Source organism: Hymenobacter aquaticus (assembly GCF_004765605.1).
In the GTDB taxonomy this organism is placed as follows: domain Bacteria; phylum Bacteroidota; class Bacteroidia; order Cytophagales; family Hymenobacteraceae; genus Hymenobacter; species Hymenobacter aquaticus.
Genome location: NZ_SRLC01000001.1, coordinates 871,571 through 884,643, shown reverse-complemented (window position 1 = coordinate 884,643; position 13,073 = coordinate 871,571). Strand labels below are relative to the sequence as shown.

Genomic DNA, 13,073 nt, shown 5'->3' with positions numbered 1-13,073 from the left:
CTATGCTCCTTTTTAGGAAGTTGGGCCTGCTAATCTGGAGTATTGCGTCGTCCTGAGCAGGATTTCCCGGCCTGATGCCGGCCCCTCGCCCCGGTCTACGCAGCAGCACCACTTTCGCTCCCCTTACTTCTTTCTACTCATGGCATTCAGACCCGCCCGCGACACGCAGTACTTTCTCCTCGCCAAGAACAGCAACATGCCCCTGGGCGTGCAGGGCAACTCCGGGGACGTCGGCGCCGAAATGGTGCAGCAAACCTGGAGCCCGGACAGCGCGCAGCCCCAGCAGCACTTCCGCCTCGATGGGGCGCCCAACTACACGTTCTACATCAAGCCCGGCCACCGCGACCTGTATCTGGAGCCCAAGGCCTCGCGCGACGGCCGGGGCCGGGAAGACGGTACGCCCATCGTGCAGGCCATCTGGAACGCCGGGGCCGGGCACCAGCGCTTCCAGCTGATACCGGCCGGCGACGACGATTACCGCATCCGCTGCCTGCACTCGGGCAAGTTCTGGGACGTGTATGGCAATACGACGGCCGTCGGCGCCCGGCTGGTGCAGCACGGCCTCACGCCCACCGACAACCAGCTGTTCCGACTCGTGGCCGTGCCCAGAACCGGGCTGTCGGTCAACACCACCTCCTTCCGGGGCTACACCAACTACGGGCGGATGCTGGTGCTGGGGCTGGCCGGCGTTATCCCGAAGGTGGGCGGCGGCGTGTCCGCCCTCATCGGCCTGATCTGGCCCAGCGACCATGACCAGCGTTTCTGGCAGCAGATGAAAGACTACGTGGACGTGCGCATGACGGAGATGCTGCAGCACGTGCGCCTGCTACAGCTGGAAAGCTACCTGGTCGGCCTCATCAAAAACCTGCGCCTGGCTAACGACCCGGACCTGCCGCCCACCGACCGGTGGAACCACCTGGTAGCCGTGACGGCCGGGGCCACGGCTATCGAGCAGGCATTTCTCACCCTGGACTACCAGGACAGCCACCGCATCCTGTCGCACCTGGGGGCCTGGGGCACGCTGGTGCTGGGCGCCAACGCGCAGATGATGCGGGACTACGCCGAGATGCATCCCGACAAGACTGCCGCGGAGCACGCCAAGGGCAAGGCCGTCTACAAGAAGGTACTGCAGGCCAACATCGCCCAGTATTCGAAAGCCCTGATGGCCGCCCGCGCCAACGCCCTGCAGTGGCGGCTGGAGAGGATTGGTACCGTCATGACCATGGTGGTGGACGAGCGCGGCGGCTGGATGCGGATATTGTCGGACTTCACGGCCGAGGGCATAGCCCGGGCCAACCAGGCGGCGGCGGCCCGGCGCGACCAGGTCAGGGCGCAGTTTGAGGCCGAGATGGATGCCCTGCTGGCCCCGGTCCGGCTGTGGCGCTTCCTGAACCCGGACGTCACCGAGCGCCCCGCGCAGGACATTGACCAGCGGGTGGTAGGACCGTTTCCACTCCGGCAGAACGAGACGCCGTTTGAGCTGGTAACCGGCACCATCACTAGCCTCAGCATGGGCCAGATTGGCGACATCGTCTCGGGGCTGGTGGTGCACTACGCCGACGGCCGCAAACGCGCCTCGGGCAATGAGACCCACAACATGAAAACCCTGACGCTGGCCCCGGGCGAATACATCACCAGCGCCTACGGCCTGGAGCGCGGCCCCTACATCGTCGGGCTTACCTTCGAAACCAACCTGGGCCAGCTATTCACCACGGGCGAGCCCAGCACCAGCGACCATACCTACGATTTCATGGCCAGCGTGGACGACGCGCTGAGCCCCCGCCTCACTGGCCTTTCCTACGGCGGCGGCGGGCTCTGCTTCCACTGGGAGTACAGCTGGACGTACGACTGGACGGGAGCCATTCCGGCCGGGTCCCAGCTGGCCGAGCCCACTCGCCCGGCCCTCGTGCTACAGGCCCCGGCCGCCGAGCCCGCCCAAGAGGAGGTGGTACAGGATTTCACCACCCGCGAGTTTGCGGCCGGGCAGTGGTAGCCCACCCCGTCAACGCCTAGCTTGGCCGACCACCGGCCCCATCCGAATCATCGGGTGGGGCCGATGTTGGTTTATCCCGTGCGGGATGAGGTAGCCGGGGTGGGTGCCGGGGCTGCGCAGCCGGGGGTAGCGGCGATGCAGGGAGTACCAAAGGCACAACGGGCCCGAGTAGTCGCCAAGCCCCGGCTGGCCCGCAGCCGACGGTGGAGGCCAGCCAGCGACCAGAATAATACACAATGATTATGAATGAGTTAGCAAATACGTCTACACTTTGTCTACACCCTATTTTGGGAAGGCGGGCGGAAACGGGGCTAGGTTTGCTGCCGCCGGGGCTGGTCGGCCACCACCCCGGCACCCCGAACCCCTTCGGCCACCGCTCGGCCCCGGGCGGGCGGCGCGCCGGCTCCTGAGGTAAGCCCTCGGGGCCGGTGCCGCCGCACGGCGGGACGGGTTCCTGCCGCCAGCTCTCTGCTTACTCTCCTATGCAACACCGCTACCTGCTTCCTTCCCTGGCCGCCGCCCTGCTGCTGGCCGCCTCGCCCCGTCTCGCCCTGGCCCAGACCAGCCCCGGCTCGGTCGGCATCGGCACCACCACGCCCAACGCGGCGGCGGCCCTCGACATCAGCAGCACCAGCCAGGGGCTGCTACTGCCCCGCCTGACGCTGGCCCAGCGCACGGCCCTCACGGCCAGCCCCACGGCCCCGCCCGTGGCCGGCCTGGTCATTTACCAGACCGACAACACCCCCGGCCTCTACGCCTTCGACGGCAGCACCTGGGTGCGCCTGGGCGCCGACAACCTGGGCAACCACACGGCCACCACCAACCTGGGCCTGAACGGCAATTGGCTCAGCAATGCCCCCGGCAGCGCCAACGGCCTGCGCGTGAGCAGCGCCGGCCGGGTGGGCATCGGTACGGCCACGCCGGCCCACCCACTCACGGTGAAGACCGACATCAACGGGGCAGGGCTGGGCCTGGCCACGTTCGGGGGGCAGGATAAGTATAACTGGAGCCTGACCAACGGCGGCCTGAACCTGAGCGAGAGCAACGTGGCCAGCGGCCGCATCTTCGTGCAAGACCGTACCGGCAACGTGGGCCTGGGCACCACCAACCCGACGACGCGGCTCCACCTGCTGGGCATCGCCCCGAGCAATAACATCGCGCTGACGGCCACGGCCACGGCCTCCTCGACGTTTTCGGGGGCCGACGCGCCAACCAATGTGAACGACGACAGCCCCACCAGCCGGTGGACTTCTGACCCCGACCGGCCGTTCCCCCAGTGGGTGCAGCTGGATGTGAGTGCCACCCCCGTGGTGGTCAGCGAGTACCAGGTGCTGCTGTCCACGTCTTCGACCGCGGCCGGGGCCTGGGAGATGCAGGGCAGCTACGATGCCAGCTCCTGGACTACCCTGCACACGGTCAGCACCAATCAGCCCGGCAATCAATACAACAGCTACCCCATCGACCAGCCCGCGCTCTACCGCTACTACCGCCTGCTGATATCCCGTCCCCGCTCGGGCACAAGCGCCGTGCACGTGCTGGAGTGGAAGCTGATAGCCGGCTCGCCGCCGCCCCCCACCGTGGTGTTCCGCATCGAACAGGGCGCCCTGCAGCTGGGCAGCAGCGCGGCCGTGAGCAGCTTCTCGACTGACGGCGCCCTGACCGACAATGCCGACTCGGCCGTGCCCACCCAGAAGGCGGTGAAAACCTACGTGGATGCCCGCGTTACGCCCACCCTGAGCCTGAGCGGCAGCAGCCTGAGCATCACGAACGGCAATACCGTGACCCTGCCCGACAACCAGCAGCTGAGCCTGAGCGGCAGCAGTCTGAGCATCACGAACGGCAACTCGGTGACGCTGCCCGACAACCAGCAGCTGGGCATCAGCGGCAGCACCATCAGCCTGACCAACGGGGGCTCGGTGACCGTGCCCAGCTCGGCCGACAACCTGGGCAGCCACACCCTCACCCAACCCCTGAACCTGAACGGCTTCCGCCTCATCAACGGCAACGCGCCCTACCGGGGTATCGAGATAGACAACTCCGGCCGGGTGGGCCTGGGCCGGGCTCCCGACTATCCGCTTGACGTGGAAGGCTTTGCCCGGGTGAATGGTGGCATGCTGGTGAGCGAGCGGCTGAGCATCGGCGTGAGCCCGGCCGTCAACGAAGCTCTCGGTAGCATTCCCCTGGTGATACAGCAAACGCCCTATGGTTCCCAGATTCAGCGCTTTTACGATGTCACCGGCGCTGCAAAGTTCGATTTCCGGCTGACCAGCGGGGGCTTGAGCGTGGGCGGGCCCGGGGTGCAGTCGCTGTTTTTGCAGGACGGTACGGGCAATGTCGGCATCGGGACCTTCAGCCCGGGGACGAAGCTCGAAGTGCAGGGCAGCTCGTTCGTGACGGGCACCAGTACCGTGGGCGGCAACAGCAACGTGACCGGCAACAGCAACGTGAACGGCAGCAGCACTGTGACCGGCAGCAGCACCGTGGGCGGCAGCGCCACGGTGGGTGGCACCCTGGCCGTGGGCACCACCAGCGCCACCCAGGCCCTGGACGTGAACGGCGGCATCCTGGCCCGCGGCAGCGGCCGCATCAGCAACCAGGGCGCCTACCTGCAGTGGAACCGCAGCGGCAACCAGGGCGAAACCTGGCTGCTCAACCAGCAGGGCGGCGGGCTGGGCGGCATCCGCTTCGGGCAGTCCAACAACGTGAGCAGCGGCCCCAACACCGTCACCGAGTGGGCCCGCTTCGACAGCAACGGCAACCTGGGCATCGGCACCGACAACCCCGGCCAGAAGCTGACGGTCATCGGCAACATCTGCGCCTCGGGCGGCCTCAACTGCGCCTCCGACGGCCGCTACAAGCGCGACGTGGTGCCGGTGCAGGGCGCGCTGGCCTCAGTGCTGAAGCTGCGCGGGGTGACCTATTACTGGAAGCAGGCCGCCTTCCCGGAGAAGCAGTTTGAGGCCCGCCGGCAGCTGGGCTTCATTGCCCAGGAAATTGAGCCCTACTACCCCGAGATGGTAACCACCGACGCCGACGGCTACAAGAGCGTGGACTACTCCCGCCTGACGCCCGTGCTGGTGGAAGCCCTCAAGGAGCAGCAGCAGCAGATTGAGGCCCTGAAGGCCCAGAACGCCGCCCTGCAAACCGGCAGCGCCGCCGACCACGCCAGCCTGCTCACCCTGCAAGCCCAGATGGCCCGCCTGCTCGGCGAGCAGCCCACCGCTACCGGCCCGGCCCCGGCCCGCCGGTAGCCTTCCCCACTTCGCTTTCCCCTGTACCCGATGCGCCACCGCTACCTCCTCACGTCCCTGGCTGCCCTCACGCTGCTGGCCGCCCCCCGCCTTGCCCACGCCCAGAATCAGACGGGCTCCGTCGGCATCGGCACCACCGCCCCCGATGCCTCGGCCGCCCTCGATATCGTGAGTTCCAGCAAGGGTCTGCTGCTGCCCCGCGTGGTGGCCGCCGCCGGCATTGCCAGTCCGGCCCCCGGCCTACTTGTGTACCAGACCGGTGCGCCGGCCGGCTTCTATTATAATGCCGGCACGGCCGCCGCCCCCAGCTGGCAGCAGCTGGCCACGGCCGGCAGCGGCAGCGGCGACAACCTGGGCAACCACACCGCCACCCAGCCCCTGAACCTGCAGGACCAGGCCCTGACCGGCACGGGGGCCAGCATCAGCGGCATTGGGGTAGGCGTGCGGGCCGATGGGGGGCTGAACCTGGGCCAGAACACGGTCGGCAACAACGTGCTGCTGGGCTTCCAGGCCGGGCAGGCCACCACCGGCCGCTTCAACCAGTTCAGCGGCTACCGCAGCGGCTACAGCAACACCAGCGGCCAGGAGAATCTGTTTGTGGGCTACCGGAGCGGCTACGCCAACACCACCGGCGGCAGCAACCAGTTTGTGGGCTTCCGCAGCGGGGAGGCCAACACGACGGGCTTCAACAACCATTTCGCTGGCTACCTGAGCGGCTACAGCAACACCACGGGCTACAACAACCACTTTATCGGCAACGAGAGCGGCGGCTCCAATACCACGGGCAAAGAGAACGTGTTTGTGGGGTATATAAGCGGCGGCGCCAATACCACGGGCAACTACAACCTGTTTCTGGGCAACGGGAGCGGGTCCCGCAATACCACGGGCAACTACAACCTGTTTCTGGGCTACATGAGCGGCGAGCGTAGCGAAGCCGGCACCGGCAACACGGTGGTGGGCAGCTACAGCGGCCCCAGCTATGCGGCCCGCGACATCACCAACGCCACCGCCCTGGGCGCCTTCGTGACCCTGACCAACAGCAACACCGTGGTGCTGGGCAACGATGCCAACGTGGGCATCGGCACCAGCAGCCCCACCCAGAAGCTAGAAGTGGCCGGCACGGTGTACAGCAGCAGCGGCGGCTTCCGGTTTCCCGATGGCACCACCCAGACCACGGCGGCCGGTAGCACCGCCAACCTGACGGGCGACATCACCAGCACCGGCGCGGCCACCACCTACGCCAACGTGGTGCCCGCCACCAAGGGCGGGGCCGGCACCGTGAGCGGCCTGCTGCGGGCCGATGGCAACGGCCTGGTGAGCGCCGCCACCGCCGGCACCGACTACCTCACGCCCGCCGGGGCCGGCACCGGCTTCATCCAGAACCAGGCAGCCACGGCGCAGGCCGCCAGCTTCCAGGTGGCGGGCACCGGCACGGTGGGCGGCCTGCTCACCGCCGGCAGCGCCACCGTGGCCGGCCGCGTGGGCATCGGCACCACCACGGCCCAGCCCGCCACCCAGGCGCTGGACGTGCGCGGCAACCTGCGCCTCGGCGACAACGGCGGCAACAGCGCCACGGGCACCGGCCAGGCCATCGAGTGGGTGGGGCCGGGCGTGAACACCGACCCGGTGGGCCTCTACCGCGTGAACCCGGCCAGCGACCAGAGCGAGCTGCGCGTGGTGGTAGGCGACGGGGCCGACGCCAACGACAAGTTTGTGGTGGGCCGCATGGACGGTACCAGCAGCGAGGGCGGCATCCCGACGGGCAGCTTCACGCCTACCTTCACGGTGCGGGCCGACGGCAACGTGGGCATTGGCACCAGCATCCCCGGCCAGAAGCTGGAGGTGGCCGGCAACGCCAGCATCAGCGGTAACGCCACGGTGGGCGGCAGCGTGGGCATCGGCACCAGCCCGCCCAATGCCTCGGCCGCGCTCGACGTGAGCAGCACCAGCAAGGGCCTGCTGCCCCCGCGCCTGACCCAGACCCAGCGCACCGCCATCGGCAGCCCGGCCACGGGCCTGGTGGTGTACCAGACCGACGGCACCGCCGGCCTGTATTGTAACAACGGCACCCCTACCACGCCGCTGTGGCAGCTGCTGGGCGCGCGCGTAAAACCGGCGTACGGCACTTTTTCGGCCGCATCTCAGCAGACCGTGCGGCTCGGGGATGGCTTGGTCAGAATAAACCTCGTCACTGGCCCCGAGGTATCCGGCCTCTCGTTCAATGCCGGCACCAGCGAAGTCACCATCGTCACGCCCGGCGTCTACAAAATCTACTACAGCGTGGGCATGTACCTGTCCGGCAATGGGCAAGGGTACGCCCGCCTCAAGATAAACGGCAACTACGTCGGGGTCAGTCACAGCTCGTACGCTTCGCAGGCCGACCTGAACATCACCCAGGAGCTGTACTACACCCTCGCCGCCGGCGATGTCGTCTCGCTACATGCCCAGAACTCCAACGGGGCCGGGGTTGCGGTGGTGGGGGCTATGACCCTGCTCCAGGTGTTTTAGCCGCCCCATCCCCTTCCCGGCCTCCGCCGACGCCCAGGCCGCCACGGCTACTGCCGCCCTGAAAACCTTCGAGGCCCGGCGGCGGCAGCCGGAGGCGGGCCGGCCCCACGTCAGCCTGTTGATTCACCGGGCCGAATCACCCTCTCTATCTCGTATAACCTTCCGGCGTATGAAACTTCGCTTTACTCTCGCCCTGCTGCTGCCCGCTCTGCCGGGCCTGGCCCAAGCCACTCTCACCAACGCCGGGGCCACGCTCACGGTGGGCGCCGGAACTACCTTCTACGTGGCCGGCACGGTGCAGAACAACGCCGGGAGCAGCCTCACCAACGCGGGCACCCTGCAGCTCACCGGCGACCTGACCAACGCGGGCACGCTCGCCTCGGGCGGCACGCTGCTCTTCGCGGGCACCACCAACCAGACCTTCACGCCCGGCGCGGCCACCGTGGCTACCCTCGTGGTAAACAACACCGGGGCCAGCGGCCAGCGCACCCTCACGGTGCCCACCGACCTGACCGTGGGCACGGCCCTGACCCTGCAAAGCGGCCTGCTGCGCACCGACCCCGCCGCCACGCTCACCCTGCCCGACGGGGCCACCCTCAGCGGGGAGGGCCCCGGCCAGTACGTGCAGGGCAACCTGCGCATCGTGCGGGCCGCCGGCAGCGGGGTGCTCGACTTCGGCCACGGCCTGACGCTGGACCTCACCAGCCTGGGCCAGGTGACGGCTACCCGCGCCGCCGGCCTGCTGCTCGACAACGTGAGCCGCACGGCCCTGCCCAACGCGGCCAGCCAGAGCATCGACCGGATCTGGACCGTGGAAACCACCACCGCCCCCGCCGCCGCCGTGCCCGTGACCCTGAGCTGGCCCGCCGACGACGACAACGGCCTGACCAGCTTTGCTCCCGCCCAGGCCTGGCGCAGCCCGGTGCCGGTGACGGCCTGGGCCGCCGTGGGCAGCGCGCAGAATGCCACCGGCACGGCCACCAGCCGCAGCTTCTCGTTTGCCACCGCCGCGCTGGGCCGCCTCACCGTGAGCAGCGCCGCCGCCCCGCTGCCCGTCGAGCTGACGCGCTTCACGGCCGAAACCCAGGGTGCCGACGCGCTGCTGCGCTGGGCCACGGCTTCCGAGAAGAACAACGACCGGTTTGAGGTGGAAGCCAGCCCCGACGGGCGCACGTTCCGCCGCATCGGGCAGGTGCCCGGCTACGGCAGCAGCACCCAGCCCCACCAGTACCAGCTCGTGGACCCGGTCATTGCCCGCTACGCGGCCAACCCGGTTTACTACCGTCTGCGTCAGGTAGACCTGGACGGCACCTTTAGCTACTCGCCCGTGCGCACGGTGGCCGTGCGCGGCCAGGCCGGGCTGGCCCTCTTTCCCAACCCGACCACCCAGGCCACCACCCTCACGGGCGCGCAACCCGGCACGGCGGTTATGGTGTTCGATGCCCTGGGCCGGCAGGTGTTGGCCGCCACGGCCGATGCCGGCGGCACGGCGCTGCTGCTGCTGCCGCCGGGCCGGGCCACGGGCGTGTACGTGGTGCGCGCAGGCAGCCAGGCCCTGCGCCTGGTGGTGGAATAAGTAGCTCCTGGTCAAAGGCACCTACCCAACTTTTAACAAAGAGCTAAGGGTGATTCAACGTAAAAAAGTCCTTTACCACGCTCATGGTAAAGGACTTTTGCTGATCGGCAATAGCTACGGCAGGTTAGTTTAAGCCAGGCCCTTCCCTTTCGCGCTACGTTTGGGAGGGGAGCATTAGCACCTGAGCACATTCCCCACCTCAGCACATTACCCCTACAGCTCCCGGTGGAAATTGTCGAGCAGGATGGCGGCTGACACGGCCACGTTCAGGCTTTCGGCCCCGCCGGCGCCGGGAATGTAGAGGCGCTGGGTGAGGCGGGCCAGCACCTCGGGGCGCGGCCCGTGCGACTCGCTGCCCATAATCAGCACGCCGGCGGGGCGCAGATGGAGGCGGTGCACGTTGTCGCCTTCCAGGTGGGCGCCGTAGCGGGACAGCGCGGCGGGCAGCGAGTCGAGCCACTCGGGCAGCTCGCGCTGCCACACCCGCACGCGGGTAAACGAACCCATGGTGGCGGCAATGGTTTTGGGGGCCCAGGGGTCGGCGCAGGTTTCGGAGCACACCACCCCGTGCAGGCCGTACCAGTCGGCCAGGCGAATGAGGGTGCCCAGGTTGCCCGGGTCGCGCACTTCATCCAGGGCCAGCAGCAGGCGGCCGGGCTCGGGCTGCAAGGGTGTTTCGTCGGGCAGGCGGGCAATGGCCAGGGCCGTGGTGTTGTTGGCCAGCGTGCCAAGTTTGGTTAATTCTTCCTCCGTCACGATTTCAACCGGTACCTTCGCGGGCAGCGGCGGGATTTTTGCGGCATACTCAGCCGTGAGGAACACCCGCTCCGTTAGAAGCCCGGAACCTAGCAGCTCCCCCACACTTTTGCCGCCTTCCACCAGAAAGGCGCCGTGGCGGAGCCGGTATTTCTTCAGGTGCAGCGCGTGCACGTATTTCGCTACTGCTTTTGAAACCATATTCGCTGTTTACTTTCCGCCCAGGGCGGCATACTGAAAGATTACTCACCCGCGCGGCGCTGGCCGGCGCCCTGCTGCTCGCGGCCGGCTGTTCGCCGCTGCGGCTGCTGGGGCCTAAGCAGAAGCTGCTCAGCCGCATCCGGCTGGAAGGCGTGCAGGAAGCCGACGCCGAGCGGATTGCGGCCCTGTACCAGCAAAAGCCCAACAGCCGCTTTCCGCTGCCAAAGCTAACAATCTACCAGCTCGGAAACCGCTTTTACAACAAGGAACGCCTCCAGGCCAAGCTCCAGCGCATCCGCCAGGAGTTTGACGAGCGCACCCAGGCCGCCCGCCCCGACTCGGTGAAGGTGGGCAAGCTGCTGGTGCGCCGCGAAAAGCGCACCCGCCGCCTGCAGCTGGCCCTCGACAAGGGCAACGCCATCATGCGCCTGGGCGAGCCGCCGGTGATTTACGACTCCACGCTCACGGCCAAAACCGTGGAGCAGATTGCCATTTTCCTGAAGTCGGAGGGCTTCTTCCGCAGCCAGGTGTCGGCCACCGATACCGTCGTGGACCGGCGCTTTTCCCTGGCCCACCTCTTTGCCCGGCCCGACACGGTGCACAACCGCCGCGTGACGGTGACCTACCGCATCCGCGAAAACCAGCCGTTTCACTACACCCAGCTCGACTACGACATTGCCGACTCGGCCGTGGCCCGGGTGGTGCTGGCCGGGCAGCCGGCCTCGCTGCTGCGGGTGAATGAGCGCTACAACGAAAACGTCATCGGCCAGGAGCGCAGCCGTCTGGAAACCCTGCTCAAAAACGCGGGCTACTACGACTTCCGCCAGCAGTACATCACCCTGGAGGCCGATACCAGCTTTGCCCCCACCACCGTGCGGCTGCGCACCATCATTGCCGACCCCGGCCCCGGCGAGCAGCACCAGGTGTACCATATCAAGCGGGTGCGCTTTATCACCGATGCCGGTACCACGCGCTTCGGCGTGAAGCGCGACACGCTGGTGCGCGACTCGGTGTATTATTTGGCCTACCAGCACCGCTTCAGCACCCGCGTGCTGGACCGCAAGCTTTCCGTGCGGCCCGGCGAGCGGTACAGCCTGCAAAACACCCTGCAGACTCAGCGCCAGCTCAGCGACCTGGACATGTTCCGGTTCAACACGGTGAGCTACAACAAAATCCGGCCCGTGAACGGCGACAGTATCAGCAACCGGGGGCAGCTGATTGCCACCGTGAATGCCTCGCCCACCAAGAAATACCAGGAAACCACCGAATTCGGGGGCACCTACGTGGCCGGCCTGCCGGGGCCGTTCATCAACTTCCGGCTGAAGGTGCGCAACATCTTCGGGGGCGCCGAGGTGCTGGAGCTAGGCCTGCGCTCGGGCTTCGAAGGGCAGCTCAGCCGCACCGAAGACCGCAGCGTGCTCACCACCCAGCTCGGGGCCAACGCCAACCTGGTGCTCCCGCAGTTCCTGGTGCCCTGGAACATGAACCGCTTCCTGACGCGCTACAACCCCAAAACGCGCATCAGCAGCAGCTACACCTACGTGCGGCGGCCCGAGTACACGCGCACCAACCTGGAAGCCACCTACGACTACATCTGGCAGCGCTCGGTGTTCCACCAGTACGTGCTGACGCCCTTCGACCTGAGCGTGATTTACACGCCGACCATCGACGACCAGTTCAGGAAGGACCTGGAAACGCTGCGGGTGACGCAGGGCTCCCCGCTGTTCCGCAGCTTTACCAGCCTGTTTATTCCCAGCATCAACGCCACCTCGCTCTACAACTCCAACGACTTCACCCAGACCCGCGACGCGCGCTACCTGCGCCTGTTTGCCGAGGTCGGGGGCCTGACCCGCTCGCTCTACCAGAACAGCACCAACCTGACGGTGTACGACTTCGCCAAGCTCAGCGCCGACTACCGCCGCTACCACAAGCTGGGGCCCAAATCGTACTTCGTGTACCGCCTCAACACCGGCGTGGCCCACGCCCTGACCAAAACCGACGGCCAGTACACGATTCCCTACGACAAGTATTTCTTCGCCGGGGGTAGCTCCAGCGTGCGGGCCTGGCGGCCGCGCCGGCTGGGCACGGGCTCCTACACCACCTACAAGCTCAACGACGACGGCTCGAACCGCATCGACGAAGAAACCGGCCTGCCCGTGCGCGACTACGACCTGGAACAGCCCGGCGAGGTGCTCATCGAGGGCAACCTGGAGTACCGCTTCCCAATTTACAGCTTCATCAACGGGGCGCTGTTCACTGATTTTGGCAACGTCTGGACCCTGCAGGAACAGGACGCCAAGCGCCAGGAGGCCGTGTTCCGGCTCAACCGGTTCTACCGCCAGTTTGCCGTGGGCTCCGGCATCGGCATCCGCTTCGACTTCACCTTCCTGATTCTGCGCCTCGACGTGGCCACGAAAGTCTACGACCCCACCGCCCCGGGCAACAAGTACGTGCTGCCCAACTTCCGCCTGGGCAAATCACCCAACCAAACCGCCTTCAACCTGGGCATCGGCTATCCTTTCTAATGTGCTAATTGTTAATGTGCTCAGGTGCTAATGTGGGGAAATGTGAGAAATGAGAAAAGGGTGTCATTGCGAGGCACGAAGCAATGCGTCCTCTGCTAGTGACCAATGACCTTTTAATGTGAAAAGCCCCTTACTCCACGCGGTAGTAAGGGGCTTTTCACGTTAGAAGGCTCAGCACCTTTCAGAGGACGAACTGACGCCGCTTGATGCGCGGAATGGCTTACACCTCGCAATGACACATTCCTCCACATTCAGCACATTCC

At 66.9% G+C, this 13,073-nt stretch carries 6 protein-coding genes; 5 read left to right on the top strand and 1 reads right to left on the bottom strand.

Features of this window, described 5'->3' with window-relative positions; translation table 11 throughout:
* The first annotated feature begins 139 nt into the window (after positions 1–139).
* The 4 genes from E5K00_RS03590 (at position 140) to E5K00_RS03575 (ending at position 9,328) form a co-directional block, all read left to right on the top strand.
* Complete coding sequence (locus tag E5K00_RS03590; protein ID WP_135461766.1) at positions 140–1,993, top strand: RICIN domain-containing protein; 1,854 nt, start codon at positions 140–142, stop codon at positions 1,991–1,993.
* Between the two features lie 482 nt (positions 1,994–2,475).
* The gene (locus E5K00_RS03585; RefSeq protein ID WP_135461764.1) at positions 2,476–5,244 is read left to right on the top strand and encodes a tail fiber domain-containing protein; all 2,769 of its coding nucleotides are present in this window, start codon (positions 2,476–2,478) and stop codon (positions 5,242–5,244) included.
* A gap of 30 nt (positions 5,245–5,274) precedes the next feature.
* Positions 5,275–7,752 carry a beta strand repeat-containing protein gene (locus E5K00_RS03580; RefSeq protein WP_135461762.1) on the top strand — a complete coding sequence of 826 codons (2,478 nt, stop codon included), beginning with the start codon at positions 5,275–5,277 and terminating at the stop codon, positions 7,750–7,752.
* A gap of 169 nt (positions 7,753–7,921) precedes the next feature.
* Positions 7,922–9,328, top strand: coding sequence for a T9SS type A sorting domain-containing protein (locus tag E5K00_RS03575; RefSeq protein WP_135461760.1), 1,407 nt, complete (start codon positions 7,922–7,924; stop codon positions 9,326–9,328).
* A gap of 213 nt (positions 9,329–9,541) precedes the next feature.
* On the opposite strand, the gene E5K00_RS03570 is transcribed toward E5K00_RS03575, so the two are convergent.
* Positions 9,542–10,285 (bottom strand): TrmH family RNA methyltransferase, encoded by a 744-nt coding sequence (locus tag E5K00_RS03570; RefSeq protein WP_135461758.1) that lies wholly within the window; start codon positions 10,283–10,285, stop codon positions 9,542–9,544.
* Between E5K00_RS03570 and tamL the strand changes: the two genes are divergently transcribed.
* Positions 10,276–12,810 (top strand): translocation and assembly module lipoprotein TamL, encoded by a 2,535-nt coding sequence (gene tamL / locus E5K00_RS03565; protein WP_135461756.1) that lies wholly within the window; start codon positions 10,276–10,278, stop codon positions 12,808–12,810. The genes E5K00_RS03570 and tamL overlap by 10 nt on opposite strands.
* The last annotated feature ends 263 nt before the right edge of the window (positions 12,811–13,073 follow it).

Bases quoted from the DNA above. Each gene is read 5' to 3' on its own strand.
- E5K00_RS03570 (WP_135461758.1), bottom strand. From the start codon at position 10,285: ATGGTTTCAAAAGCAGTAGCGAAATACGTGCACGCGCTGCACCTGAAG.
- E5K00_RS03585 (WP_135461764.1), top strand. From the start codon at position 2,476: ATGCAACACCGCTACCTGCTTCCTTCCCTGGCCGCCGCCCTGCTGCTG.
- E5K00_RS03580 (WP_135461762.1), top strand. From the start codon at position 5,275: ATGCGCCACCGCTACCTCCTCACGTCCCTGGCTGCCCTCACGCTGCTG.
- E5K00_RS03575 (WP_135461760.1), top strand. From the start codon at position 7,922: ATGAAACTTCGCTTTACTCTCGCCCTGCTGCTGCCCGCTCTGCCGGGC.
- E5K00_RS03590 (WP_135461766.1), top strand. From the start codon at position 140: ATGGCATTCAGACCCGCCCGCGACACGCAGTACTTTCTCCTCGCCAAG.